The organism is Candidatus Pelagibacter sp. Uisw_127 (assembly GCF_047722515.1).
Classification (GTDB): Bacteria; Pseudomonadota; Alphaproteobacteria; order Pelagibacterales; family Pelagibacteraceae; genus Pelagibacter.
On record NZ_CP159815.1, the window covers coordinates 1277819 to 1303491 of the forward strand.

At 29.6% G+C, this 25673-nt stretch carries 25 protein-coding genes; 11 read left to right on the forward strand and 14 right to left on the reverse strand.

Annotated elements, in window-relative coordinates; all coding sequences use genetic code 11:
- The first annotated feature begins 117 nt into the window (after positions 1 to 117).
- Genes mnmG through ABXT65_RS07000 form a run of 4 tightly spaced genes read left to right on the forward strand, consistent with a single transcriptional unit; the run spans position 118 to position 4280 of the window.
- A complete protein-coding gene (gene mnmG / locus ABXT65_RS06985) occupies positions 118 to 1989 on the forward strand; it encodes a tRNA uridine-5-carboxymethylaminomethyl(34) synthesis enzyme MnmG (RefSeq protein ID WP_415323398.1) in 1872 nt (623 codons plus the stop codon).
- Positions 1989 to 2630: a 16S rRNA (guanine(527)-N(7))-methyltransferase RsmG gene (locus ABXT65_RS06990; RefSeq protein ID WP_415323399.1), complete on the forward strand. Its 642-nt coding sequence runs from the start codon at positions 1989 to 1991 to the stop codon at positions 2628 to 2630. The genes mnmG and ABXT65_RS06990 overlap by 1 nt, the downstream gene beginning before the upstream one ends.
- Positions 2631 to 2637: 7 nt before the next feature.
- Positions 2638 to 3432 carry a ParA family protein gene (locus tag ABXT65_RS06995; RefSeq protein ID WP_415323400.1) on the forward strand — a complete coding sequence of 265 codons (795 nt, stop codon included), beginning with the start codon at positions 2638 to 2640 and terminating at the stop codon, positions 3430 to 3432.
- Positions 3432 to 4280, forward strand: a complete 849-nt coding sequence (locus ABXT65_RS07000) for a ParB/RepB/Spo0J family partition protein (RefSeq protein ID WP_415323401.1) — start codon at positions 3432 to 3434, stop codon at positions 4278 to 4280. Before ABXT65_RS06995 ends, ABXT65_RS07000 begins: the two co-directional genes overlap by 1 nt.
- On the opposite strand, the gene holA is transcribed toward ABXT65_RS07000, so the two are convergent.
- The 4 genes from holA to ABXT65_RS07020 all read right to left on the reverse strand — a co-directional run bounded on the left by holA (position 4270) and on the right by ABXT65_RS07020 (position 8856).
- On the reverse strand, positions 4270 to 5265 hold the full coding sequence (gene holA, locus ABXT65_RS07005; protein ID WP_415323403.1) for a DNA polymerase III subunit delta: 996 nt from the start codon (positions 5263 to 5265) through the stop codon (positions 4270 to 4272). The genes ABXT65_RS07000 and holA overlap by 11 nt on opposite strands.
- Complete coding sequence (locus ABXT65_RS07010) at positions 5262 to 5726, reverse strand: hypothetical protein (protein ID WP_415323405.1); 465 nt, start codon at positions 5724 to 5726, stop codon at positions 5262 to 5264. Before ABXT65_RS07010 ends, holA begins: the two co-directional genes overlap by 4 nt.
- 2 nt (positions 5727 to 5728) lie before the next feature.
- Complete coding sequence (gene leuS, locus ABXT65_RS07015; RefSeq protein WP_415323407.1) at positions 5729 to 8269, reverse strand: leucine--tRNA ligase; 2541 nt, start codon at positions 8267 to 8269, stop codon at positions 5729 to 5731.
- A 68-nt stretch (positions 8270 to 8337) separates the two neighbouring features.
- Positions 8338 to 8856, reverse strand: coding sequence for a DUF3576 domain-containing protein (locus ABXT65_RS07020; RefSeq protein WP_415323409.1), 519 nt, complete (start codon positions 8854 to 8856; stop codon positions 8338 to 8340).
- Between the two features lie 207 nt (positions 8857 to 9063).
- Between ABXT65_RS07020 and ABXT65_RS07025 the strand changes: the two genes are divergently transcribed.
- Positions 9064 to 10005: a porin gene (locus ABXT65_RS07025; protein ID WP_415323411.1), complete on the forward strand. Its 942-nt coding sequence runs from the start codon at positions 9064 to 9066 to the stop codon at positions 10003 to 10005.
- Positions 10006 to 10069: 64 nt separating this feature from the next.
- On the opposite strand, the gene ABXT65_RS07030 is transcribed toward ABXT65_RS07025, so the two are convergent.
- The gene (locus ABXT65_RS07030) at positions 10070 to 10600 is read right to left on the reverse strand and encodes a thiamine phosphate synthase (protein WP_415323413.1); all 531 of its coding nucleotides are present in this window, start codon (positions 10598 to 10600) and stop codon (positions 10070 to 10072) included.
- Here ABXT65_RS07030 and ABXT65_RS07035 point away from each other — a divergent pair.
- Positions 10595 to 11254 carry a YggS family pyridoxal phosphate-dependent enzyme gene (locus tag ABXT65_RS07035; protein ID WP_415323415.1) on the forward strand — a complete coding sequence of 220 codons (660 nt, stop codon included), beginning with the start codon at positions 10595 to 10597 and terminating at the stop codon, positions 11252 to 11254. The genes ABXT65_RS07030 and ABXT65_RS07035 overlap by 6 nt on opposite strands.
- Here ABXT65_RS07035 and ABXT65_RS07040 read toward each other — a convergent pair.
- Positions 11251 to 11736 (reverse strand): L,D-transpeptidase family protein, encoded by a 486-nt coding sequence (locus tag ABXT65_RS07040; RefSeq protein WP_415323417.1) that lies wholly within the window; start codon positions 11734 to 11736, stop codon positions 11251 to 11253. The two genes, ABXT65_RS07035 and ABXT65_RS07040, sit on opposite strands and share 4 nt — an antisense overlap.
- A gap of 14 nt (positions 11737 to 11750) precedes the next feature.
- Between ABXT65_RS07040 and ABXT65_RS07045 the strand changes: the two genes are divergently transcribed.
- On the forward strand, positions 11751 to 12338 hold the full coding sequence (locus ABXT65_RS07045) for a helix-turn-helix domain-containing protein (RefSeq protein WP_415323419.1): 588 nt from the start codon (positions 11751 to 11753) through the stop codon (positions 12336 to 12338).
- Between the two features lie 8 nt (positions 12339 to 12346).
- Here the strand turns inward: ABXT65_RS07045 and ABXT65_RS07050 are convergent, their stop codons facing one another.
- Genes ABXT65_RS07050 through grpE form a run of 6 tightly spaced genes read right to left on the reverse strand, consistent with a single transcriptional unit; the run spans position 12347 to position 18558 of the window.
- Positions 12347 to 13276: an adenosine kinase gene (locus ABXT65_RS07050; RefSeq protein WP_415323421.1), complete on the reverse strand. Its 930-nt coding sequence runs from the start codon at positions 13274 to 13276 to the stop codon at positions 12347 to 12349.
- Between the two features lies 1 nt (position 13277).
- Positions 13278 to 13931 carry an endonuclease III gene (gene nth, locus ABXT65_RS07055; protein WP_415323423.1) on the reverse strand — a complete coding sequence of 218 codons (654 nt, stop codon included), beginning with the start codon at positions 13929 to 13931 and terminating at the stop codon, positions 13278 to 13280.
- The gene (gene dapB, locus ABXT65_RS07060) at positions 13931 to 14707 is read right to left on the reverse strand and encodes a 4-hydroxy-tetrahydrodipicolinate reductase (protein ID WP_415323425.1); all 777 of its coding nucleotides are present in this window, start codon (positions 14705 to 14707) and stop codon (positions 13931 to 13933) included. Before dapB ends, nth begins: the two co-directional genes overlap by 1 nt.
- Before the next feature lie 37 nt (positions 14708 to 14744).
- A complete protein-coding gene (gene dnaJ, locus ABXT65_RS07065; RefSeq protein WP_415323426.1) occupies positions 14745 to 15866 on the reverse strand; it encodes a molecular chaperone DnaJ in 1122 nt (373 codons plus the stop codon).
- A gap of 32 nt (positions 15867 to 15898) precedes the next feature.
- Positions 15899 to 17863, reverse strand: a complete 1965-nt coding sequence (gene dnaK, locus ABXT65_RS07070) for a molecular chaperone DnaK (protein ID WP_415323427.1) — start codon at positions 17861 to 17863, stop codon at positions 15899 to 15901.
- Between the two features lie 59 nt (positions 17864 to 17922).
- Positions 17923 to 18558, reverse strand: coding sequence for a nucleotide exchange factor GrpE (grpE, locus tag ABXT65_RS07075; RefSeq protein ID WP_415323428.1), 636 nt, complete (start codon positions 18556 to 18558; stop codon positions 17923 to 17925).
- A gap of 36 nt (positions 18559 to 18594) precedes the next feature.
- Here grpE and rdgB point away from each other — a divergent pair, with 36 nt between their 5' ends.
- Positions 18595 to 19197 carry an RdgB/HAM1 family non-canonical purine NTP pyrophosphatase gene (gene rdgB, locus ABXT65_RS07080; protein WP_415324217.1) on the forward strand — a complete coding sequence of 201 codons (603 nt, stop codon included), beginning with the start codon at positions 18595 to 18597 and terminating at the stop codon, positions 19195 to 19197.
- On the opposite strand, the gene ABXT65_RS07085 is transcribed toward rdgB, so the two are convergent.
- Positions 19181 to 20332, reverse strand: coding sequence for an ABC transporter substrate-binding protein (locus ABXT65_RS07085; protein WP_415323429.1), 1152 nt, complete (start codon positions 20330 to 20332; stop codon positions 19181 to 19183). The two genes, rdgB and ABXT65_RS07085, sit on opposite strands and share 17 nt — an antisense overlap.
- A 32-nt stretch (positions 20333 to 20364) precedes the next feature.
- Between ABXT65_RS07085 and rsmI the strand changes: the two genes are divergently transcribed.
- The gene (gene rsmI, locus ABXT65_RS07090) at positions 20365 to 21228 is read left to right on the forward strand and encodes a 16S rRNA (cytidine(1402)-2'-O)-methyltransferase (RefSeq protein WP_415323430.1); all 864 of its coding nucleotides are present in this window, start codon (positions 20365 to 20367) and stop codon (positions 21226 to 21228) included.
- Positions 21218 to 21811 (forward strand): BON domain-containing protein, encoded by a 594-nt coding sequence (locus ABXT65_RS07095; RefSeq protein WP_415323431.1) that lies wholly within the window; start codon positions 21218 to 21220, stop codon positions 21809 to 21811. Before rsmI ends, ABXT65_RS07095 begins: the two co-directional genes overlap by 11 nt.
- On the opposite strand, the gene ABXT65_RS07100 is transcribed toward ABXT65_RS07095, so the two are convergent.
- On the reverse strand, positions 21808 to 24096 hold the full coding sequence (locus tag ABXT65_RS07100) for an NADP-dependent malic enzyme (protein WP_415323432.1): 2289 nt from the start codon (positions 24094 to 24096) through the stop codon (positions 21808 to 21810). The two genes, ABXT65_RS07095 and ABXT65_RS07100, sit on opposite strands and share 4 nt — an antisense overlap.
- Before the next feature lie 50 nt (positions 24097 to 24146).
- Between ABXT65_RS07100 and murJ the strand changes: the two genes are divergently transcribed.
- On the forward strand, positions 24147 to 25673 hold the full coding sequence (murJ, locus tag ABXT65_RS07105) for a murein biosynthesis integral membrane protein MurJ (protein WP_415323433.1): 1527 nt from the start codon (positions 24147 to 24149) through the stop codon (positions 25671 to 25673).

Below are 25673 nucleotides of genomic sequence, written 5' to 3' on the forward strand. Positions count from 1 at the left end.
AACCATAACTAATTCGTCAATTTTAATCATAAAAACGTAGCCACTATTATCTTAACAAGTATTTCTTAAAAAATACTGTCTACTTGTAAATATTCATATCAGTTATAAATTTAAGTTATGAAAAATGATTTATCATTTGAGGTAGTTGTTATAGGAGGAGGACATGCTGGTTGTGAAGCTGCTGCAGCGTCTGCACGTCTTGGAGTTAACACTGCCCTATTCACTCACAAAATTGAAACCATAGGTGAGATGTCTTGTAACCCCGCAATAGGAGGTCTTGGTAAAGGCCACCTTGTTAGAGAGATAGATGCCTTAGACGGTGTGATGGGAGAGGTTGCGGATAAATCAGGCATACAATTTAGATTATTAAATAGAAGTAGAGGGCCTGCAGTTCAAGGACCCAGAACTCAATCGGATAGATCGTTATATCGTAAATATATGCAAGAGAAATTACTAAACTACTGTAATTTAAGTATTTTTTCTGATCCTGTAATAAGGTTTATTTTTGATAAAAACACTATAAGTGGCTTTGAAACAAAGTCTGGCAAAAAAATTTTATGTGGTAAGTTAATCTTGACAACAGGTACTTTTTTGAATGGTTTGATTCATATAGGTGATAAGAGAACGCCAGCAGGAAGGTTTGATGAAAAGCCCTCAACAGGATTAAGTGAACAACTTGAAAAGTATGATTTTCAAATAGGAAGACTTAAGACAGGAACACCACCAAGACTCGATGCCAGAACAATTAAGTATGATAATTTAGAAGAACAGTTTGCAGATGATGATCCTTATTTTTTTTCTTTTCTAACTAAAAAAAATTTAAACAAACAAGTTTCATGTCGGATGACTTATACCAATGAAAAGGTTCATAAAATAATTCAAAAAAATATAAAAAGAAGTGCTATGTACTCAGGAAGCATACAGGGCGTTGGTCCAAGATACTGTCCCTCAATAGAGGATAAGATAGTAAAGTTTGCAGATAAGGAACGCCACCAGATATATTTAGAGCCTGAGGGGTTAAATGACCAGACAATATACCCAAATGGAATATCAACCTCACTACCTGAGGATGTGCAGCAAGAAATATGTAATAATATCAGTGGTTTAGAAAATGTTAAGATAATTAGGCCGGGTTATGCAATAGAATATGACTATATAGATCCTAGAGAGCTATTTTTGACGCTGGAGACTAAAAAAATACACAATTTATATCTTGCAGGACAAATAAATGGGACAACTGGTTATGAAGAAGCAGCTGCTCAAGGATTGATAGCTGGAATTAATGCTGCATTATCTTTCAAAAAAAAGGAGCCTTTTATTCTAGATAGATCGGATGCCTATATTGGAGTTATGATAGATGATTTAGTTACCAAGGGCGTTGCTGAACCTTATAGAATGTTTACTTCAAGAGCAGAATACAGATTAAGCTTAAGAGCCGATAATGCAGACCAAAGACTAACAAATAAAGGTATTGATATTGGGTTAATATCAAATGAAAGAGAAGAAATTTTTAAAGATAAAGAATATAAATTAGGCATAGTATCAAAAATAATGTCTGAATCATCAATATCTCCAAACAAAATAATGGATTTTGATATAAAAATTGCAAAAGATGGAGTTCTAAGAAAATCTAATGAAATATTAACTCAAAAAGGCGTTGATATGAAAAAAATAAGAGAGATTTGGCCTGAGATACCTTTTTTTGATGAAAAAATTGACGAACAAATAGAAATCAATGCTCATTATAGGGGTTATCTTAAAAAACAAAAAGCAGACATATTAGCCTTTAAAAGAGATGAAAATTTAATAATACCTGAAAAAGTTAATTACGATGATCTTTCAGGACTTTCAAATGAGGTAAAAGCTAAGTTCAAAGAAATAAAACCAAAAACTATGGGACAAGCACTGCGTATTGATGGAATAACTCCAGCTGCAGTATATATTTTGTTGTCACATGTAAAAAGAAAGTCTATTAAGCTTATAGCTTAATGGAAGAAATTTTAAAAAAATATCCACTACTAAAAAGTAAAAATGTTTCACGTGAAACACTCATAGATTTTGAAAGCTTCATTTCTATGCTTCAGAAAAGAAACGAAGAAATCAATCTTATAAGCAAAGAAACAGCAAAAAATAAGGTAATTAGAGAGCGTCATATAGTAGATTCGGCACAAATTATTGAATTTGTTGATTTAAATAATAGTATAATATCAGATATAGGCTCAGGCGGAGGCATGCCGGGGATAATTATATCGATTATGATCAAAAATTCCAAAAACACTACAAAAGTAAATTTATATGAAAAAAGTCACCATAAGAGTGCTTTTTTAAGAAAAGTATCAAGAGACTTAAAATTAAATACAGAAGTTATACAAGAAAATATTTTTGAGGCACAAAATTTAGAGTCAGGTACAATAATAGCAAGAGCGTTTAAGCCACTACCTGTAGTTTTAGATTTAGTTTGTAAAAATTTTAATAGTTACAAAAACTTAATTTTATTTATGGGAAAAAATGGAGAAATAGTTTTAGAAGAAACTTTAAAAAAATGGGATTTTGATTTTGAAAAGAAAAAAAGTATTACAAGCGAAGATTCATTTTTATTAAATATAAAAAATATTAAAAAAAAAATATAAAAAATAGATGCAAATTATTTCTGTAATAAATCAAAAGGGTGGGGTTGGAAAAACAACGACAGTAATCAACCTTGCAGCTGGTTTAGCTCAACAAGGGAAAAAAGTTTTAATAATTGATTTAGATCCACAAGGAAATGCCACAACTGGACTCGGTCTATCTAATTTAGAAAATTCTACTAACACAATTTATGGTGTATTGAACGGAACAAAGTCTATCACAGAAGTTATAGTGAAAACAGAATTTGAAAATTTAGATATCATTACCTCTAATGTTGATTTATCTGGACTAGAAGTTGAAACAGCTAGTGATAATGAAAGAGCTTTTATATTAAAGGTGAAATTAGCCTCTTATTTAAATGATTCTAGAGGATATTACGATTATATACTTATAGATTGCCCACCATCATTAAGCTTGCTCACAGTCATGGCTTTGGTGTCATCTCACTCACTTGTAGTACCACTGCAGACAGAATTTTTTGCTTTAGAGGGCTTAACACAACTAATGAAGACCATAGAACGGATAAAAGTTAACTTAAATCCTGAATTAAAGATCAGAGGAATTCTTTTAACCATGTACGACAAGAGAAATAAACTTTCATCCCAGGTTGAAAAAGAAGCAAGAGACTATTTTAAAGAAAAAGTTTATCTAACTATCATTCCAAGGAACGTCAGACTGTCCGAAGCACCATCTCATGGTATGCCAGTTTTAATTTATGACAAATCATGCCCTGGAAGTAAGTCATATTTTAGTTTCACAGATGAATTTATCAATCAAGAACAAAAAATGGGGAGCGTGGTATAATGGATACAAACAAAATAAAAAAAGGTTTGGGCAGAGGTTTGTCGTCTTTAATAGGTGAAACAAAAGCTGAAATAAATATCAATAAAGTTTCCATAAGCGACTTGGTAAGTAATAAATTCCAACCAAGAAAATTATTTGATGAAGATAGTTTACAAGATTTAACAAACTCAATAAAAGAGAGAGGCATTATCCAGCCAGTTATTGTTAGAAAATCTAATGATGATAGTTCAAAATATGAAATAATTGCTGGAGAGAGAAGGTGGTTAGCGGCACAAAGAGCAGGACTACATGAGGTTCCCGTTGTTATTACTAATGTAGATGATTTAAAATCTTTAGAATTTGCTATTGTAGAAAATGTTCAAAGAAATGATCTAAATGCAATTGAAGAAGCGCGTGGTTATCAACGTCTTATTGAAGAATTTTCTTATGATCAAGAAAAAGTGGCTCAATTTATTGGTAAAAGTCGTAGTCATATAGCTAATTTTTTAAGGTTATTAGGCTTGCCAGAGACAGTATTAAAATTAATTGAAACAAAAAAATTAACACCTGGTCACGCAAAAATTTTAGTTGGATTAGTTAATGCAGAATTCGTTGCTAATAAAATAGTTGAAAAAAACTTTTCTGTTAGACAAGCAGAAAATTATGTAAAAATTTTTAAGATAAAAAAACATTCATTTAAAACATCAAAAGATGCAAACTTACAAGCTTTAGAATCTTCAATTATAGAAAAGATTGGAATAAATGTTTTAATTAAAAACAAAAAAAATAACACAGGGACCTTAGTCTTAGAGTACAAAGACTTAGATCAACTGAATAAAATAATTGAAATTATAAAATCTAATTATTAGTTTTTTTAGAGTTATTAATTATGAAATCTGACAATATATTTTTTCCTACACTTGAATTTTTTTTAATTAAAAATTCAATTTCATTACTCTCATAAATTAAGATCTTTAATTTGTCTTTTCCCCAAGACCTTATTTGTTGTGTTACTAACGGTTTATCTTTCCAGAAAATGGGTGGTTTAAAAGCAGAAACTGCTTGATCTATATTATTTTTTTCATCAACTAATTCATAAATTTTTACTAATCTTTTCAACTTAGCCAGTAATGTTCTTATGATTATTATACTGTCTTCATCCGAGAAGTTATTTTCATTTAAAATAGTGGCAGTTTTCCTGGTATTTTTAGCCAGAGAGTGGTCAATTAGTTCTGAGGCACTATAGTTATCCGCTAGGTTTGTTAGCTTAATAATTTCTTGAAGGTTTATGTTTTTTTTATTTAACGAAAAACTTTCAATTTTTGTTAGCTCATTATTTAAATTTTTTCTATCACCTCTGCTCCTTTCTATTAAAATATTTATTAATTGTTGTGAGATTGAAATTTTTTTATTTCGAAAAAATTGACTAATTATAGAGTTTAATGTTTGATTATTATCTTCGTAGAACGCAGCACATATAACCCCTTTCTCTTTTTCAAAAAATTTTCTTAAGACAGATCTTTTTTCAAGATTTTTTGAATTCAAGATAAATTTAATATCTTGCGGATTCTTTTCTATTATATTTTCTATTGTTTCTTTAATTTTATCTGTAGCTCTATTAATTATTATGAGTTTTTCATTATCAAAGAATGATTTTGTAAGCACGCTGTTAAAAAAATTGTCTTTATTATCTAATATTTCTTTCTCTTCATATCTATATATTTTATCTTGATAATTTGCTTCAAATAAATTTTTTATAGTTTCTTCTTTTAAGCCTTCATTATCACCATAGAAAAGAAAAAAGGTATGTTGGTTTAATTTTAATTTACTAATCTCAAATGACTTTAATATCATTGAATATTAGATAATTTGAAAATCAATTCATCCATCATTGTATCAGCTAAACTGGTTTTCAATTCTCTTTCATATCTATTGAGATCAAATTTGTTTAATTTATTATCGTATTTAAGGGCTTTTTCTAATTTTAGTGTATTTTTGATCTTATCTTTCTGTATTACCTCTACATAAATTACTATTGTGTTTTTAAAACTTGTGGCATCGCCCTTGACGTCTTTTGCTAAAATTTCTCTATTTGATGCACTATTGATTTTAACATCGAATACTTTATTTTTTTGGTTCAAAATATAGCTATTAAGTTTTTGTTTAATTTTTAAATTTATATACGTGTCACCCGTTAAAGTAATATCTTTTATCGAAAAATTGTAATCAATTGTATTTTTTTTTGAATGCATAATTTCATATCCACAGGATGTGGTTAGAAAAAAAATAAATATTATAGTAACTCTTTTTAACATTTTTATATTATAATATTTATTAGTCTATTTGATACAAAAATTGTCTTCACTATTTTTTGATTTTTTATTAATTCTTCAGTATCTTTGTTTTCTTGAATTTCTTTTAACAAGTCTTCTTCATTAATATTGTTTTTTACTTTTAATAAAGCTCTTTTTTTTCCATTGATTTGAATAACAAAATTAATATTTTCTTCAATTAGTTCACTCTTCAAAACCACTGGCCATTGCCATTGTATTGGATTTTTATTAATTTTGGTTAAGCATTCGTTGGCAAAGTGAGGAATAAACGGGATCATTGCTATAAGAATTTTTTTGTAATTTTCTACCAGAATCTCAGTTTTCATTGGTTTTTCGATCTCTTTAATCAAAAAATTATACATTTCATGAAAGTTTGCAATGATCACATTGTAATGAAACTTTTCCAAGTTTAGAGTAATTTTATAAATTAACTGATTTGTGAATTTTGATAATGCTTCATTTGTAGAGCTTGATTTATCAGTTTCAATTTTTTCTAAAATTTTAGAATTAAGCAACCATAATTTTTGTAAAAATTTATAGGAAGCGACCATGCCCTGGTCTGACCACTGAACGTCTTTTTCTGGAGGACTGTCTGATAAAATAAAAAGTCTTACTGAATCTGCACCATAATTATTTATAATATTTTGAGGGTCGACTGTATTTTTTTTTGATTTTGACATAGACTCTATTGGCCCAACTGTAATTTTTTCTTTTGTGTCAACTTTTTTAAAATAATTTTTACCATCATTCGTTGAAATTTCTTCAGGACTTAACCACCTGTTATCTTTATCTTTATATGTTTCGTGACAAACCATGCCTTGAGTAAACAGACCATCAAAAGGTTCTTTCAATTTAAATTTTTCATTTTGGAACGATAGAGCTTGCATGAAAAACCTTGAATACAATAGGTGTAAAATTGCATGCTCAACACCACCTATATACTGATCAACAGGCATCCAATAATCAATTTCTTCTTGTGTAAATCCATAATGGATATTATTTGCTGAACAAAATCTTAAAAAATACCAGGAAGAATCTACAAAGGTATCTAAAGTATCAGTTTCTCTCCTGTATTTTTTACCCTCTAAAATAAAATATTTCCAGTCGTCTTCTGAATCTAGGGGGTTCCCAGTGTTTTGTAGTTTATCGATTTTAGGTAATACAACAGGGAGCATAGTTTTTGGAATTTTAATGGGTTTATTTTCTTCATCGTATGCAATTGGTATAGGACAACCCCAATAACGTTGTCTTGATATTCCCCAGTCTTTTAATCTATAATTGGTTTTTTTTTCACCAAGTTTATTTTTTTCTAAAAACTCAATTGTTTTAACAATAGACTCACTTGGAACTTTTAAACCATCAAGAAACTTAGAATTAAAAAGATGGCCCTCACCAGTATAAGCCTCATTTGTAACTTCAAAGTTTTTATTTTTTTCTGGTTTTACAACTGTTGTAACATCCAAATTATATTTCTTAGCAAAATCTAAATCTCTTTGATCATGTGCAGGACACCCAAAAACTGCCCCAAGCCCATAATCCATTAAAACAAAATTTGCAAAATAAACAGGAACTTTAATATTTTCATCTAAAGGATTAATGGCCATTAAGTTGGTTTTAAACCCTAGCTTTTCAGCAGCTGCAATAGATTCTTCAGTTGTACCAGTTTTTGAACATTCATCTCTGAACTTTTGAAATTTTTCATCATTTTCATAAAACTTTGATAATGGGTGATCCACTGATAAGGCTAAAAAAGACAACCCAAACAAAGTATCAGGTCTTGTTGTGTAGCACTTAATATATTCAATTGGTTTTTCACCTGTAATTTCAAACTTAACCTCACAACCAAAAGATTTACCAATCCAATTTTTTTGCATTACCTTTACTTTATTGGGCCAATTTTTTAGAGAATCTAAACCTTTTAAAAGATCTTCTGAAAATTTTGATATATTAAAAAACCACTGATTAAGTTTCTTTCTTTCTACTATAGCCCCTGATCTCCAACCCTTTCCGTCAACGACTTGCTCATTAGCTAAAACAGTTTGATCAACTGGGTCCCAGTTGACATAATTTTTTTTTCTATAAACTAAACCCTTGTCATAAAGTTCTAAAAAAAATTCTTGTTGGTGTTTATAGTAGTCTGGTGAACAAGTTGATATTTCTTTACTCCAATCTATAGATAGCCCAAGTCTTTTTAGCTGCGATTTCATTGTTTTTATATTAGACTCAGTCCAACTTTTAGGATCTAGATTATTTTGTCTAGCAGCATTTTCCGCAGGCATACCAAAAGAGTCCCAGCCCATTGGATGAAGTACATTAAAACCCTGTAGAGCCTTAAATCTAGCTAATACATCTCCTATTGTATAATTTCTAACATGACCCATGTGAATTTTACCAGATGGATAAGGAAACATTTCTAAACAATAAAATTTTTTTTTACTCTTATCAACCTTTGTTGAGAAAACTTTATTTTCTTCCCAGAGATTTTGCCATTTTTGTTCTATAATTTTGAAATTATATCTATCCACAAGAATTAAACTTTATTTATTTTAATGAGTGCTACCTTATCATTTTATTAGGCAGAATTTTTACTTTTTTACTTTTTCTTTTTTTCTTTATAAATTGTTGCTGTTTTCAAAATTTTTGCTGTTAATTCGGGAATTAAACCACCCGTTTTCTCAGATACGACACAATTTGATTGAGCGACACATTTTTTGTTAAAAACTTTTATATCTAAAGAGTCAGATCTTATCTCATTTGTTAAAAACCTTATTGAAATTTTAATACTTTCATCAGAGTTTATATCGGTTGAATACCAATCAGTAACAATAATCCCACCACCATAATTAACAGAAGCTAAAGGCATAAAATCAATTGTATCAAGGGAAGCTCTCCATAATTCATTAGAGCTAGAAAATTCGAAATTTCCAGTTCCACCTTTTTTACCAGTGCCAAATTGGATACCTCTTCCTTCTTCAAGATTTTTTTGAACTCTCAATTTCGGATCAGGTGGATTTTTTCTAGCATCACCTCCTGGCAGCTTAATGCAGGAATTAAATCCGAAAGTAATTAATAGCAAAACAGCTAATATTTTAGAATTTTTCAAATTAATCATTATTTATTTTTGAATTAGGTGAATTATATACAATTTAATGCAAATTTTGACAAAAATATAGCAAAATCAACTAAAATTAGGTGATGTAAATATACAACAGCTTTTGATAATTTGATAAAAAGATCTTAATTATTAATATTTTTTGGAATTAAATGCTATTTCTTGAGTGTTTAATATTAAACATTAATTAACAAACAAGGAAATAAAATGAACAAACTAAAAATGATAGGTTTGACTGCATTAGGTACTTCTCTTATTGCTTCTTCAGCTTTTGCTGCAGAACTAAGTGTTAGTGGTGGTGCGGCAATTACTTTAAACGAAACAGGAAGCGTTATTGGAGCACATACAGGAAACGGTTGGACTATGGGTGATAGTCTTAACTTTACTGGAACTGGTGAATTAGATAACGGTTGGACTATAACTACTAAAATGGAAATTGATGGTGGTGCAGAAGATGATCATTCAATTAGTATTGCAATGGGTGATGCTGGAACTTTAGTATTTGGCGGACATGGTTCATCAAGTGCACTAAGTGCTGTTGATGATGTTACACCTAATGCTTACGAAGAGTCTTGGGATGTTATAACAGGCGGTGACGCTCAAATGATTAATGGTGCAGCTAACGATAATATGTTTATCTACACATCACCATCATTTGCTGGACTTACAGTTACTGCAGCTTATGTAAATGCATCAGATGCAACAACAGATGTTTCTTACAATGACTTCGCTCTTGCTTACTCACCAGAAATGGTTGAGGGTTTAACAGTTGGTTATGCTAAAGGTGATACTGAAGAAACAACAGGAACTCAAATTGATGACTCTACTATGTACATCAAATATGCATATGGTCCAGTTACTCTTGGTGTTCAACAATCAGAGCAAGATCATGCAACTGCAAGTTCAGATGTTGAAGTTACTATGATGGGTGTTAGTTATGCTATAACTGATAACTTCTCAGTAGCTTACAATGAAGCTGTATTTGATTCTCAAACAGATACTGATGACATGGAGTCTTCAGGAATTTCTTGGTCTTACACTATGGGATCAATGACATTTGCTGGTGCTATGAATGACGTTGATAACGTTGGTTATGACGCTGATATAGACAGAGAAGGTTACGAAATGGGATTATCATTTGCGTTTTAATTAAATTTAAATCACAAAGATTTGAAAGGCCCCTTTTAAGGGGCCTTTTTTTATTCAGGTAAATTTATTTATTAAAAAAAGAAATTCCTGCAAAACCGAAGCAATTTATTAACTTTAACTGTTTTTGATTATTGTTTGAAATTCCCCCCAAGGCAATTATTTTTATTCTTGTTAAACAAGACAGCAATTTAAATTTTCTAACTCCAAGATAATTTTTATTTTTTTTGAATAAAGATGATAAAAAAATTGCTTGTACATTTTGAAGTTCTTTCATCCTTATTTCTTTCAAATTGTGTGATGATCCAACTAAAATAAATTTATTACTTCTCGTATAGTTAAGATGTCTCGTAGATGTATTAAAAGAGGGAATATAGGCACCATCTAAATTTAGATTTATTGCTAATTTAATATTGTTTGAGATGAGAAATTTAATTTTACGTTTTTTGCAGTAATTTTTAATCTTTAAAATTAAATCTAAGTCTATTTTTTTAGTATAGTTTCTGAAAATTATTGCAGTATCTGAGGTTTGATTATCTATATGATTTTTATCAAAATTGCTTATAAAGTGATACTTTCTTGGAAGGTAATTATGCATAATACAGTTCAAAATTTGATTAATATAGAAAATCAACTAAAATCTAAAATAGTCGATTTAGACAATAATGAAATACCTAAAATTATTGCAGTTTCAAAGACTTTTGATATTGATAAAATTTTACCATTGATTGAACATGGGCATTTAGATTATGGAGAAAATAAGGTTCAAGAAGCTATAAATAAATGGACAGATATTAAAACTCAAAATAAGCACATTAGGATACACTTAATAGGCAAACTTCAAACCAATAAAGTAAAATTAGCCGTGAAAGTTTTTGACTATATTCATTCAGTGGATAATGAAAAATTAGCTAAAAAAATAGCAGATGAGCAGGCTAAACAAAATAAAAAAATAAAAATTTTTATTCAAGTAAATATTGGAAGTGAAGAACAAAAATCAGGCATAGACAAACATGCAGCTGAAAATCTTTTAAAATATTGTCAAAAATTAAATTTAAATGTGGTAGGCACTATGTGTATTCCTCCCAAAAATTATAATGCAAATAAACACTTTATAGAAATGAATATGATTAATAAGACCTTACAATTGAAAGACTTGAGTATGGGAATGTCAGAAGATTATCTAGACGCAGCTAGAAACAACGCAACGTATTTAAGAATAGGCTCTAAGATTTTTGGTAAAAGAGATTAATCAATTTTTAATTTAGTATTTTGATCAATTAGTTTTAATAAAATTTCAAAATCACTTTTTTTAAGAGCTATACAACCAGCTGTTGGTTTATAATTTTCTGTTAAGTGAATAAAAATAGCACTACCCTTAAAAGGTATTTTTTTATTATTGTGATTAATTGTTATTAAATAATCATATTTAAAATCATCTCTATAGAACTTTTCTTTATTTTTTTTAGAAATAATAATTTCACTATTATATTTTTTGTTATTTGAATCATCACACCATCCCATATTTTTGGTAATAATTTTTTTCCTAATCTTGCACTTAGGAACTCCAACTCTATCTTTCCTAAAATATAATCTTTTTAATTTAAAAGAACCTTTTGGTGTAGATAAATCACCCTCCCTTTTATTTGAATTTAAGCCATTTTTTCCAATACAGCATTTAAGTGTAAAATCGTCAATTATAAGGCTGTTTTTATTTCTTACATGAATTATCATTGTCTACATTAAATATGTTTAAGCAAAATCTCATTATAATTAATCATAACACACTATATGAGATCTTGGATGAGATTAAAAAAAATTTATCTTTCATAGTTGTAAGATGTGAAGATGAATATGATTTTATTAAAAATTCCAATTTAGATATAAAAAACTCTTTATTTATTTCAAAATCTAGTGACAAATTATTATTAAATAAATCAATAACTGAGAAAAATTTATTAAATTTTAATATTTTTCCTTTGCCTCTTCGTAAGTTGATAGAACTAATAAATATTCAATTTATTAAATTAAAATTTAATCAACAATCAAAAGTTAATATAAAAGGCTACGAGTTAAATTTAAATTCTAAGTTTTTTTTAAAAAATGAATTAAGTTTAAAGTTAACTGAAAAAGAAATTGAGATTATTCTATATTTAAAAGACAAAAAGAAAAATTGTGATGTTTTAGATTTACAAAAAAATATTTGGGGCTATTCCCCCGATATGGAAACACACACCGTTGAAACTCATATTTATAGACTTAGAAAAAAAATAACTAACAAGTTTCACGACGAAGATTTTATATTAAGTCAAAAAAATGGTTATTTTATTGAGTAAAATTAAGATTAATTCAGTCTAGCTCCAACTTTTTGAATTATTTTAGACGACATTTCAGTACCTTTTTCAAGACTCTCTTTTGTTGAAAAACCATTTATAAAGCCATGAAGAAACCCTGCAGCAAATAAATCTCCGGCTCCAGTCAAATCTACAATTTGTAAATCTTTTCTACTTTTACATTCTATTACTTCATTATTCTTTATGGCAATACTTCCTTCTGCCCCACGAGTGACAACTAGTATTTTTCCCAATTCCTTACCAAATGCAATTACGTCTTCAAAATTATTTGCATTTATTAATGATTTAATTTCTTGTTCATTAGCAAAGGTAATATCAAGTCTATTTTTAACTAAATTTAAAAAATCATCTTTGTGCCGCTCTACACAAAATTGATCTGATAAAGACATTGCTTTTTTATGAGAGAGTGACATTGCTTTATCAAAAGCAGACTTTGGTTCACCTTTATCCCAAAGATATCCTTCAAGAAATATTATTTTACTTTGTTCTATAGCTTTTTCATCAATATCGTTTTTACTAATTTTTCCAGCCACCCCCAAGAATGTCACCATTGTTCTTTCTGCATCAGGTGTAATCAAAATCAAGCAGGTCCCAGTTGGTAAAACTTCTTTTTTCTTGTGATAAAAATATTCTACTTTTTCTTTAATTAGTCCTTCTTCATATTTTTGACCCAGATCGTCAGCATTAATTTTGCCAATAAACCCAACATCATTTCCTAATTGAGATAGGCCAACAATCGAATTTGCAACAGATCCACCAGATACTGTTTCTTCAATTTTTAGAGTCGATAAAAGTTTTTTGAATTCATCTTCATTTACCAGCTTCATGGTACTTTTGGTTAACCCATTTTTCACTAAATACTGATCATTTACTTTACATATAACATCAACAATTGCATTCCCAATTCCTAGAATTTTCATATTAAGCTTTTTTTATTTTAATTGGATTTTTTCTATTAGGATAACAAGTCGTGCAAATTTTACAAGTCAAACCATAACACTCTCTGGCTTTACAAAACTCTCTTCCATAATAAATTATTTGTAAATGTAACTTACTCCATGTTTTTTCAGGAAATAATCTTTTTAGATCATTCTCTGTTTGAATAACATTCTTGCCATTTGTTAAACCCCATCTTTGAGCTAATCTATGAATGTGAGTGTCCACTGCAAATGCAGGTACACCAAAACCTTGAGACATGACCACACTTGCTGTTTTATGGCCCACACCAGGCAGATTTTCAAGGTCCTCGAAGCTTTTAGGTACTTTGCCACCATGCCTTTCCAAAAGAAGTTTAGACATTAAATAAATGCTTTTTGCTTTAACTCGAAAGATGCCGATACTTTTGATTAATTTTTCAATTTTTTTTCTACCCAATTTTACAAAATGCTCAGGTTTATAATATTTTGGATATATACTCTTAGTTATATTGTTGACATTTAAATCAGTACACTGTGCTGATAAAAGAACTGATATTAAAAGGGTGAATTTGTTTCTATGATCTAGAGGAATAGGGGTTGTTGGATAAATTTTATTTAAAATTTTGAGTATTTTTTTTGATTTTTCTTTTTCATCCATTATTCAAAATTCAATAAATCTCTCATTGAATAAAGTCCAGGCTTTTTATTCATAAGCCATTTTGCAGCAGTTAAAGCACCATCTGAGTATAGAGCTCTATCAAATGCTTCATGATTTAATCTTATTATTTCCTTACCACTAGAAAATGCCACTTCATGCTCACCAACTATTTCACCTTTTCTAATTGAGTTAAAATTAATTTTTTTTGCATACGGAAAAAATTTTTTATTTAAAAATTTTTTACCAATTAAATTGTAAAGATTTTTATTTTTTCCATTGGCAATACCCTTTCCAAGCATTAAGGCGGTCCCTGAAGGATAATCTTTTTTATGTTTATGATGAACTTCAAATACTTTACTTAAATATTCCTCATTTAGTGATTTTGAAGCTATTTCAGTTAAATACATTAACAAATTAACACCCAAGCTCATATTGCCTGCTTTTAATATGGGAATTTTTTTTGAAAAATTTTTAATTAAAGCCTCTTCTTTTTGGGTAAAGCCCGTTGTTCCAATTACTACTCTTTTTTTTAATTTAGAGGCAATTTTAAGAATATCGAGAGTACAATTAGGAACAGTAAAATCTATTATTATATCAGCTTTTTTAAAAGCCTGATCTGTATTTAAATTAAGTTTAATTCCAGCTATTTTTTTATTAACAATTTTATTTTCTGTAAGAGTTACTAATTTAAAGCTTTTATTAGATCTAGAAGATTTAATAATTTGCTGACCCATTCTACCTAGGCAACCTGATATCGCTAAATTAATTTTTTTCATCTAGGAAAATATTAACCTTTTTTAACTAATTAGTCTTTTAGTTTTTCCAAAAACTTTTAGCTTTTTGAAAGAATTTTTTAATACTTGGATTTGATTTCTCGTTTTCTATTTTTTTAAATTTTTCAAGTAACTCTTTTTGTTCTTTATTTAATGAGATAGGAACTTCAGTATTTATTTGAACATAAAGATCACCATTTCCACTGCCACGTATATAAGGCATTCCTTTTCCTTTTAATCTAAACTGTTTTCCATTTTGAGTACCATCTGGTATTTTAATTTTTGCTCTTCCACCGTCAATTGTTGGTATTTCAATTGTAGTACCTAATGCAGCATCAGCTATAGAAATAGGAAATTCAAAAAATAAATTTTCATCTGATCTTTTGAATAGATCGTGAGTGTGGACATTAATAAATAGATACAAGTCTCCACTAGCCCCACCTTTGGAACCAGCCTCACCTTTGCCCGCTAATCTTATTCTTGTTCCATCATCAACACCTTTTGGTATGGTTACTGATATTTTTTTTGAAGCTTGTTTGTTACCTTGACCATTACATTCAGTACATGGATTGGTAATTTCCTCACCAGTTCCAGCACACTGAGAACAGGTTTGTTGAACAGTAAAAAAACCTTGATTAGATCTTACTTTGCCATTCCCGCCACAAACTGTGCATCTATCAGGAGAGTGGCCAGGCTTCGAACCATTTCCTTTGCAAGTAGTGCATTTTTCTGTTGTTGAAAATTTTATATCTTGTTTTTTCCCCCCATATGCTTCTTCAAGAGTAATTGATAAATCATACCTTAAGTCAGAACCCCTGTTATTTGTGCTTCTCCCTCTTGATCTTCCACCTCCACCAAAATCACCAAAAAAATCTTCAAAAATATCTGAAAAGTCAGCACCACCAAAGCCACCGCTTTGTCTTCCACCTCCGCCGCCCTCAAAAGCAGCATGACCAAAATTATCGTAGTTTTGCTTCTTTTCCTGATCCGAAAGAATACCGTATGCTTCACCTGCTTCTTTGAACTTATCTTCAGACGTTTTATCGCCAGGGTTTTTATCAGGATGATGTTTTATTGCTAGTTTTCTGTACGCAGACTTTAACTCTTCAGGGCTTGCATTTTTGCTAACACCTAAGACGTCATAAAAATCTCTTTTAGCCATAAGTTACTTTAAGATGATAGTTGTTTTAAGTCTTAAGCGCTTTTTTCTTTACCTTCTTCTTTTGTATCTTTTTTTACTTCTTCTTCTTTACCTTCTTCTTTTACCTCTTCAAAGTCTGCATCAACTACATTATCGTCTTTTTTTTCTTCATTATTTTTATCACCTTCTTTGGACGAACCTTCTTTTTTTTCTTGAGACTTATAAATCGCTTCACCTAATTTCATAGAAGCTTGAACTAGGGTTTCTGTTTTTTTTTTAATATCTTCTATATCAGTCCCTTTAATTACTTCTTTCAAGGCAGATGAAGCATCTTCTATCGCTTTCTTGTCTGCATCTGAAACTTTAGCCCCATGCTCTTTTAAATTTTTTTCTGTTGAATGAATTAAAGTGTCAGCTTGATTTCTTGCATCTACCGACTCCCTTTTCTTTTTATCTTCATCCTTGTTTGCTTCTGCATCTTTAACCATTTTTTCAATCTCTTCATCACTTAAACCGCCAGAAGCTTGGATTTGAATTTTTTGTTCTTTTCCAGTTCCCTTGTCTTTTGCAGAAACACTAACAATTCCATTTGCATCAATATCAAAAGTTACTTCAATTTGAGGTATTCCTCTTGCAGCTGGTGCAATACCAACTAATTCAAAATTTCCTAACATTTTATTGTCAGAGGCCATTTCCCTTTCACCTTGAAGAACTCTTATTGATACAGCAGGCTGATTATCATCAGCTGTAGAAAAAACCTGGCTTTTTTTTGTAGGAATTGTTGTATTTTTTTCAATTAATTTTGTTGAAACTCCACCTAGTGTTTCAATTCCAAGTGATAAAGGTGTTACATCTAAAAGTAAAACATCTTTAACATCTCCTTGAAGCACACCAGCTTGAATTGCAGCGCCCATCGCAACAACTTCATCTGGATTTACACTTTTATTAGGTTCTTTTCCAAAAAAGTTTTTAACTTCAGCCAAAACTCTTGGCATTCTTGTCATACCACCAACCATTACAACTTCATCAATTTCATTTGCGGTAAGACCCGCATCTTTAAGTGCTGTTTTACAAGGTGGTAATGTTCTTGAAATTAAGTCTTCAACCAAAGCTTCTAATTTTGCTCTAGTCATTTTTAAGTTAATGTGCTTTGGACCCGTTTTATCTGCAGTTATAAATGGTAAATTAACATCTGTTTGTTCAGCAGAAGAAAGCTCAATTTTTGCTTTCTCAGCAGCCTCTTTCAATCTTTGAAGGGCTAACTTGTCAGTTCTTAAATCTATACCATTATCTTTTTTAAATTCTCCAATTAAATAATCAACAATTGTGTTATCAAAATCTTCTCCACCTAAAAATGTATCACCATTAGTAGACTTAACTTCAAATACACCATCGCCCAATTCAAGAATAGATACATCAAAAGTTCCACCGCCTAAATCGTATACAGCAATTTTTTTATTTTCTTTTTTTTTATCCAAACCATATGCCAGAGAGGCAGCAGTAGGTTCGTTTATAATTCTTAAAACTTCTAATCCTGCAATTTTACCAGCATCTTTTGTAGCTTGTCTTTGAGCATCATTAAAGTAGGCAGGAACGGTTATTACCGCTTTAGTTACCGCTTGTCCTAAATACTTTTCAGCTGTTTCCTTCATTTTTATCAGAATAAATGCTGATATTTGTGAAGGAGAATATTTTTCACCTTTTGCTTCAATCCAAGCATCACCTTTTTCTGAATTAACTATTTTAAAAGGAGCTGCTGCAATATCTTTTTTTACTGTAGGGTCTTCAAAATTTCTTCCAATTAATCTTTTTACAGCAAATATAGTATTTTCAGGATTGGTTACAGCTTGTCTCTTGGCGGGCTGTCCAACAAGTTTTTCTCCATCATCGGTAAAAGCAACAACTGAAGGGGTTGTTCTTGCACCTTCTGCATTTTCTAAAACTTTGGGTTGACTACCTTCCATGATAGACACACATGAATTTGTTGTTCCTAAATCTATTCCTATAATTTTGCTCATAATTTAAATCCTATCCTTCATATAAGTGTTAATTTTTAATCTACAAGTTCTGACAAATATTATAAATTGTCTGAATTCTCTTTATTTTCCTCACTTTTTTCTTCTTTATTTTCAGCTTTCTTTGAAACTCCTACTAGAGAGGGTCTAAGCAATCTGTCTTTCATCATAAAGCCTTTTTGAATTTCTTGAATAATTGTTCCAGGTTCTTTTTGATCATCATCAATCTCCATCATTGCTTGATGAAAATTTGGATCAAGTTTTTTACCAACTGAATCTATAGGGTTAATTCCATTTTTGGATAAAATAGAAATCATATCTTTAATTATAATATCAAAATGTTCTAAAGTTTTTTTTAATGTCTCGGAGTTTTTTAATGCCTCATCATTTTCTAATATCTGTTTTGATCTTTCCAAATTATCAATTAAATTTAAGGTTTCTTTTGCAAAAGAAAAACCACCATAATTAAAAGCGTCTTCTCTTTCTTTTTCAAATCTTCTTCTTTGGTTTTCCATTTCAGCAAAAGCTCTAGCTAATTTGTCTTCTAGTTCTAAAATTTTTTCCTCAGGAGTAATCTCTTTTGGGGGCTCGTTTCTTTCCGAAGTATCAAGTTGAGCATCACTATTTAATTCCTCTACTTTAACTTCTTCAGCTTCGTTATTTTGAGTCTCAGAATTAGTGTTTTGATCTTTTTCCATTGAGACTTATATGGTATGAAATTTTATAATTGCTAGATACTAATGAAAAAAATTACAAAAATATTAGTAGGAACAAATAATAGTGGAAAATTAAAGGAAATTAGGGGTTTATTGCCTAAAAGCCTTGAAATTTATTCGACAGCTGATTTTAAAATTAAAAGTCCAGCTGAAAATGGCAGAACTTTTAAGGAAAATTCTTTAATCAAAGCTAGATATTTTTCTAAAAAATCGAAAATGATTTGCTTGTCAGATGACTCAGGCTTGGAGATTGATATTTTAGAGGGAAATCCAGGAATCTATTCAGCTAGATGGGGTGGAAAAAGGGGAAATTTTATTAAGGCAATGAATAGAGTTTTTAAAGAATTGGATAAAAAAAATAAAAATTGGAAAACCAAAAAAATTAAAGCTAGATTTATTTGTGCCTTAACTATTTATGGACCCAATCAAAAAACAATAAGTTCTTTAGGAAAAGTTGAGGGACACATTTCATCTTCGATGAAAGGAGAAAATGGATTCGGTTATGATCCTATCTTTATACCAAAAGGAAAAAAAATTACTTTTGGTGAAATGAAGCCACTACAAAAATATAAAATGGATCACCGGTTTAAAGCTTTTAAAAAAATTAAAAAATTTTTTTAAACTCACCATTTTCAACTTTATAAAAATTAAGAATATGATTAATTTTATTCTTCTTTATTTCAAAAATTCCAACCTTTCCTTTGAATAAAGTTTTTTTAGTGAATATCTCTTTATCTACAATCGAATTATTTTGAAGTATTAAGTAATAAACTAGCCCGACTAAATCAAAACTCAAGAAGGATAATTGATTTGGATATTGATTAAATTTTTCATAATATTCTACTGAAAAAGACTCATAATTTTTTTTATTTATAGAAGGAAAATATAGTGGTTGTACGCTAGCTTCTTCAAGCAGAGATCTATCAAACCATTGATTGAGGGTTATGAAATATTTTTTTTTAGGTGATATGTCCGTATATAATAAAGAAGTTGTAACACTTTTTAAACTTTCATCAAAATCTGCAATTATTATAGAATTAAATTTTACACCACCAAGAGTATCTCTTTTCTTTAATCTCTCAATTAATTGTTCTTTATTACTTTGATTTGATTTTTCTAATCTGACTATTTCGTCCTCAAGATTTTGTTTTCTTATATCGTAACGCGTAATCTTTTCAATTTGTTGAGTAAGCTTAGTAGGGTCAGTATTATAAGTATAATTTTTTATTATTTTTATTTTGGAAGCAGAAATAGCTTTCTTAATTTCATTTTGGTCATTTACGTCTGGAGTCAAAAAAATAGTTTTTTTTATTTCACTTAACTCTAGAAATTTCTTAATGGTGTTTAATTGTGAGGTAGCATTGATGCCTGCATTAATAACATTTTTTGAGAAATTATCATCTTTGTTTGTTAATGATAAAAAAGTTACATCTGCTAATTCATCAAGATAAATTAAATTTTCATTAAATACTGGCCCAATAATTATTTTTATACCAAGTTCAGCTAATTCTTTTGCTGCCTTTAAGGTGTCTTTTTGATTTGATTGAGTATCTCTAGGAATAATTTCAATTGATGGGTTGTTTATTTTATTAATAGCTAGCCTTGTAGACTTGATTATTGATTGACCAATTTCAGAATTTTTACCTGTTAATGGAACAAGTAATCCAATCTTAATTTTTTCAACAGCAAAGACATGTCCTATTGAAATTAAAAAAGTTAAAGCTAAAAGTAATATAATTTTAATAATTTTCTTCATTTTAATGTTATTATTATAACGATTATATTGTGATGATTCTACACACTGAAAATAAAAATAATAAAGTGAAAAGTGGTCTATATATTGTTGCTACTCCAATTGGAAATCTAAGCGATATTACTTTAAGGGCCCTGGACATCTTAAAAAAATCAGATTATATACTATGTGAAGATACCCGTACTTCAAAAAACTTATTGGATAGGTATGAAATTAAGTCAAAGCTAATTTCAAATCATAAATTTAATGAAAAAAAAAATCTATCAAAAATAATAGATATTTTAAAATCAGAATGTGTTGTGTCACTAATTTCAGATGCGGGAACCCCATCAGTTTCTGATCCTGGAGCAATATTGATTAATGAGTGTGTGGCAAATAATATTAATGTTTTTCCAATATCTGGTGCATCAGCTGTTTCAACTGCTGTCTCCATTAGTGGTTTTAATGAAAAATATTTTTTCTACGGATTTTTTCCTGAAAAAAATAATAAATTAAAAGAGGATTTTGAAAAACTAGCAAATCTAAATAGCTGTATTGTTTTTTTCATTTCCCCTCGAAAATTCAATAAATCTATAGAAAATATTAAGCATTATTTTTTAGGAAGAAAAATTTTAATATGTAGAGAAATGACAAAATTTTATGAGGAATATATTAGATCAGATATAGACGACTTGGAGCCTTTTAAATCTGATCCAAAAGGAGAGCTAACTATTGTTATTTCTGAAAAACTTAAGGAAAAAAACTCTTCGATAATTTTAAAAGAATCTGATAAAAAAAATATTCAAAAAATGATTAAAAAATTAAGCATTAAAGATATTACTGATTTAATAAGCCAAAATACCAATGTGCCTAAAAAAGAAATTTACAATTATTGTTTAAAGTTAAAAAATGAAAAATAGAATTATATTAATAAGCTTAATTTTTTTAATTTCCACAGGATGTGTTGGAATAAGTTCAAAAGGTGTTTTTGGAACGGGTGTTAGTATTGCTTTCGATCCAAGATCTTTAGGAACTCAAATTGATGACTCTGTAATGCAAAAAAACTTAACAGCAAGATTATTATTAAGAGATAAGAGCCACTTATTATCTGTAAGCACAAAAGTTTTAGATGGTAGGATTTTTTTAACAGGAAAAGTTGATAATCCTGAGGAAAAACTTCAAATTACAAAATTAGCATGGGAAACTAAAGGGGCTAGATCAGTTAAAAATGATATTAAGTTAAAAGAAGATTTTAATTTTCAACAATCAGCCAAAGATTTATTGATAACCTCTCAATTGCGTACGGCTCTAATATTTAATAAAAAAGTTAAGGCAACAAATTATCAAATAGATACTTATAAGAAAAAAATATTTATTTATGGAATTTCTCTAACAGGAAACGAGAGAAAAGAAGTAATAAGTGAAGCAAAAGAGATACTTGATGTTGAGGAAGTTATAGCAAGTATTGTTTTAGTTGAAGACTTGAGAATTCAAAAGAATTAATTCTTTTTATATTTAATTACATCAGCAGAGTAGGCAGCAACAGAAGCTAAGTTTATGATTTCTGATGTAGAAGATCTCAAAGGTGCTATTTCAATCGGCTGACCCAAACCAATTAGCAGGGGTCCAATCACTTTTGTATTACCTAAGCTTTTCATCATTTTGTATGAAATGGCGGCACTGTGCTGTCCTGGCATTATTAAAATATTTGCATTTCCAACAATACTTGAAAAAGGATAAAGCTCTTTATACTCAACATTAAGAGCAACATCAGGTTGCATATCTCCATCAAAATCAAAATCTACATTTTTATCTTTTAAGATTTCAACTGCTTTTTTTATATGTTTTGTTCTACTTGTTAGAGGTTGACCAAAAGTTGAATGAGAAACAAAAGCAACTTTTGGAACAAAACCAAATAGCTTAACCACTCTTGCAGCTGATACGGCAATTTCAGCAAGCTCTTCTGAGCTTGGATATTCGTTAACACTAGTGTCCCCTACAAAAATAGTTTTTCCTTTTGCAACAACCATATTCAAACCAAACATTATTTCACCAGGTCTTGGATCAATTACTTGTGTAACTTTATCTAAAGATGCACCAAATCTTCTAGTGTTTCCAGTAACCGCACCATCTGCATCCCCACATGCGACCATACAAGATGCCCATATTACTCTATCATTTCTTACAAGCCTATCGCAGTCTCTTTCTAAAAGACCTTGTTCTCTTTGCATTTTTTTAAACAAATAACTTACGTATTTTTCTCTTTTTTCAGAGTCCTGAGAATTTACTATTTCAATATCAAAATTTTCATTGTAGCCAATTTCTTTTATTCTTTCTTTAATCTTTTCTTTTTTACCAACTAAGATTGGAATACCTAGCTTAGAGTTTTTAAATGCAATTGCAGCTTTAAGAGTATTTTCATCCTCTCCATCTGCAAAAACAATTTTCTTTAGGTTTTTTTTAATATGAGAATTGATACCTTGCATGATAGTTACTGAAGGATCTAGTCTTTGTTTAAGCTGATCTTTATAAATTTCAAAATCTTCTATTTTTTTCTTTGCAACACCACTATCCATCGCAGCTTTTGCAACAGCTGCGGGAATTACACTAATTAACCTCGGGTCAAAAGTGGATGGAATTATATAGTCTTTACCATATTTGGGACGATCACCACCCATTGCTGCAACAACTTCATCAGGAACATCTTCTCGTGCTAATTTTGCAATTGCGTTTGCAGCGGCCACTTTCATTTCTTCATTAATTGTAGTAGCCCTTACATCCAAGGCTCCTCTGAAGATGTAAGGAAAACCAATTAAGTTATTTACTTGATTAGGGTAATCAGATCTTCCTGTTGCTATAATAGCATCATCTCTAACTTCCATTATTTCTTCAGGAGTTATTTCTGGGTCTGGATTAGCACAAGCAAAAATTATTGGGTTCTTTGCCATAGTTTTTACTAGCTCTTTTTTTAACACTCCCTTTGCAGACAATCCTAAGAATACATCTGCACCGTTGATAGCTTCTTCCAAAGTTCTATTTTTTGTATCAATTGCATGAGCAGACTTCCATTGGTCCATGCCCTCTGTTCTTCCTCTATAAACTACTCCCTTTCGATCGAGCATAGTTACATTTTCATTGGGAACACCACTATTTTTAAATAAGTTTGTACAAGCAATTGCAGAAGCGCCAGCACCATTAACAACAATCTTAATATCTTTTATTGATTTTCCACTGATATCTAAAGCATTGAGTAATGCTGCAGTGGTTATTATGGCTGTACCATGTTGATCATCATGAAAAACTGGGATATCTAAAAGTTCTTTTAATTTTTCTTCAATAATAAAACAATCAGGGGCAGCTATATCTTCTAAATTAATTCCACCAAAGCTACATGCAAAATTTTTAATACTATTAATAATTTCGTCTGCATCTTGGGAATCAATTTCTAAATCTATCGAGTCTATATCTGCAAATCTTTTGAACAAGACTGCTTTTCCTTCCATCACAGGTTTTGAAGCTAATGCACCTAAATTACCCATACCTAGAATTGCAGAGCCATTACTTATCACTGCAACTAGATTTCCTTTAGAAGTATAATCGTAGGCGGTTTCTGGATTATCATAAATAGCCCGAACTGGAACGGCTACACCTGGAGAATAAGCTAATGCCAAATCTCTTTTAGTTGTCATTGGCTTTGAAGAATTTATCTCAATTTTTCCAGGTTTATTCTTGGTATGGAATTCTAAAGCTTCTTTATCAGTATAATGGTCTATTTTAGTTTTTTTCATTTATGGTAATTAGATATACAAATGGAGCTAATTTATGACTAATATGATTTATGAACCTTATTAAGTCAACAAGCACATTTAGCTTTTTTACAATAATAAGTAGATTGTTAGGCTATGTAAGAGACATATTGATAGCAGTGTTTCTTGGTGCAGGACCTTTGGCTGATGCTTTCTTCGTTGCATTTAGAATACCCAATACATTTAGAAGATTATTCTCAGAAGGAACTTTTAATGCTGCATTTGTGCCAAGCTATTCGTCTCTATTAAACAAGAAAAAACAGTCAGATAATTTTGCTAATAATATTTTTAATTTACTTATTTTAGGATTATTCTTTTTAGTTATCATAATTGAAATACTAATGCCATTATTTGTATTTCTGATTGCACCAGGGTTTGAAGGGGATTTACCAAAAATGGAATTAGCTATAACTCTTACAAGAATTACCTTCCCTTTTTTATTGTTTATAAGTTTAGCATCTTTTTTTTCTGCTATTTTAAATACACACAATAAATTTGCTATAGCATCAGCAACACCCATTATCTTAAATATTCTTTTAATTGGAGTTTTATTATTTGGAAAAGTTTTAAATGATGAATTGGTATATTACTTATCTTATGCTGTAACCGCCTCAGGTGTCTTACAGTTTATTTTTTTATATTTTTTCGTAAAAAAGTACTTTTCTCCTAAAATAAAGTTTTCATTTAAAATTGATGATAAAATTAAAATATTTTTTAGAAAATTACTTCCTAGTATTTTTTCTTCTGGTGTTACTCAAATAAACATTTTAATAGGTACAATTATTGCATCGTTTCAAGCTAGTGCAGTTTCGTATCTTTATTACGCAGATAGAGTTTATCAAATAAATTTAGCTATAGCTGGAATTGCTATTGGGACAGTTATTTTACCTCAACTGTCTAAATATGTTAAAAGTCAAAAGAAAGAAAAAATAAATTTGATTCAAAATAAAGCTTTAGAGCTAAGCTTGTTTTTAAGTATACCAGCAGCAACAGCATTACTTATTGCATCTGAAGAAATTATTTCTTCATTATTTGGATATGGTTCATTTGACGAATTAAGCGTTAAAAACTCAGCAAAGGCTTTATTTTATTTTGCAATCGGATTACCAGCATTTTCTCTTATTAAAGTTTTTTCTGCTTTTTTTTTCGCACGCCATAATACAAAAATACCTTTTTATATTTCTTTAATGTCTGTTTTGTTGAATGTTTTTATCAGTATTATTTTTTTTAAAGAAATCGGATTTTTGATTATACCAATAGCAACGACAACATCATCATGGTTTAATGCTATTTTGCTGTTTGTTTTTCTAAAAAAAAAAAACCTATTCAGCTTTAATTTGGTTTTTATAGATAGGTTTTTTAAAATTTTAATAGCCTCAGTATTAATGGGATTATTTTTTGATTATATAATTTATTTTTTTAATGACAATTTTTTATATCAAGCAAACTTCAAAGCTATCTATCTAGTTGGTGCAGTTATATTGGGATTAATATTTTATCTTTTGATTGCAATTTCAATCAAGGCTTTTAAAAGAAGTGATATTAATTTAAACTACTAG

What these genes read in the sequence shown, in the direction of transcription:
- mnmG (WP_415323398.1), top strand. Translation starts at nt 118, where the DNA reads ATGAAAAATGATTTATCATTTGAGGTAGTTGTTATAGGAGGAGGACAT.
- ABXT65_RS06990 (WP_415323399.1), top strand. Translation starts at nt 1,989, where the DNA reads ATGGAAGAAATTTTAAAAAAATATCCACTACTAAAAAGTAAAAATGTT.
- ABXT65_RS06995 (WP_415323400.1), top strand. Translation starts at nt 2,638, where the DNA reads ATGCAAATTATTTCTGTAATAAATCAAAAGGGTGGGGTTGGAAAAACA.
- ABXT65_RS07000 (WP_415323401.1), top strand. Translation starts at nt 3,432, where the DNA reads ATGGATACAAACAAAATAAAAAAAGGTTTGGGCAGAGGTTTGTCGTCT.
- holA (WP_415323403.1), bottom strand. Translation starts at nt 5,265, where the DNA reads ATGATATTAAAGTCATTTGAGATTAGTAAATTAAAATTAAACCAACAT.
- ABXT65_RS07010 (WP_415323405.1), bottom strand. Translation starts at nt 5,726, where the DNA reads ATGTTAAAAAGAGTTACTATAATATTTATTTTTTTTCTAACCACATCC.
- ABXT65_RS07020 (WP_415323409.1), bottom strand. Translation starts at nt 8,856, where the DNA reads ATGATTAATTTGAAAAATTCTAAAATATTAGCTGTTTTGCTATTAATT.
- ABXT65_RS07025 (WP_415323411.1), top strand. Translation starts at nt 9,064, where the DNA reads ATGAACAAACTAAAAATGATAGGTTTGACTGCATTAGGTACTTCTCTT.
- ABXT65_RS07035 (WP_415323415.1), top strand. Translation starts at nt 10,595, where the DNA reads ATGCATAATACAGTTCAAAATTTGATTAATATAGAAAATCAACTAAAA.
- ABXT65_RS07030 (WP_415323413.1), bottom strand. Translation starts at nt 10,600, where the DNA reads ATGCATAATTACCTTCCAAGAAAGTATCACTTTATAAGCAATTTTGAT.
- ABXT65_RS07040 (WP_415323417.1), bottom strand. Translation starts at nt 11,736, where the DNA reads ATGATAATTCATGTAAGAAATAAAAACAGCCTTATAATTGACGATTTT.
- ABXT65_RS07045 (WP_415323419.1), top strand. Translation starts at nt 11,751, where the DNA reads ATGTTTAAGCAAAATCTCATTATAATTAATCATAACACACTATATGAG.
- ABXT65_RS07050 (WP_415323421.1), bottom strand. Translation starts at nt 13,276, where the DNA reads ATGAAAATTCTAGGAATTGGGAATGCAATTGTTGATGTTATATGTAAA.
- nth (WP_415323423.1), bottom strand. Translation starts at nt 13,931, where the DNA reads ATGGATGAAAAAGAAAAATCAAAAAAAATACTCAAAATTTTAAATAAA.
- dapB (WP_415323425.1), bottom strand. Translation starts at nt 14,707, where the DNA reads ATGAAAAAAATTAATTTAGCGATATCAGGTTGCCTAGGTAGAATGGGT.
- dnaJ (WP_415323426.1), bottom strand. Translation starts at nt 15,866, where the DNA reads ATGGCTAAAAGAGATTTTTATGACGTCTTAGGTGTTAGCAAAAATGCA.
- dnaK (WP_415323427.1), bottom strand. Translation starts at nt 17,863, where the DNA reads ATGAGCAAAATTATAGGAATAGATTTAGGAACAACAAATTCATGTGTG.
- grpE (WP_415323428.1), bottom strand. Translation starts at nt 18,558, where the DNA reads ATGGAAAAAGATCAAAACACTAATTCTGAGACTCAAAATAACGAAGCT.
- ABXT65_RS07085 (WP_415323429.1), bottom strand. Translation starts at nt 20,332, where the DNA reads ATGAAGAAAATTATTAAAATTATATTACTTTTAGCTTTAACTTTTTTA.
- rsmI (WP_415323430.1), top strand. Translation starts at nt 20,365, where the DNA reads ATGATTCTACACACTGAAAATAAAAATAATAAAGTGAAAAGTGGTCTA.
- ABXT65_RS07095 (WP_415323431.1), top strand. Translation starts at nt 21,218, where the DNA reads ATGAAAAATAGAATTATATTAATAAGCTTAATTTTTTTAATTTCCACA.
- ABXT65_RS07100 (WP_415323432.1), bottom strand. Translation starts at nt 24,096, where the DNA reads ATGAAAAAAACTAAAATAGACCATTATACTGATAAAGAAGCTTTAGAA.
- murJ (WP_415323433.1), top strand. Translation starts at nt 24,147, where the DNA reads ATGAACCTTATTAAGTCAACAAGCACATTTAGCTTTTTTACAATAATA.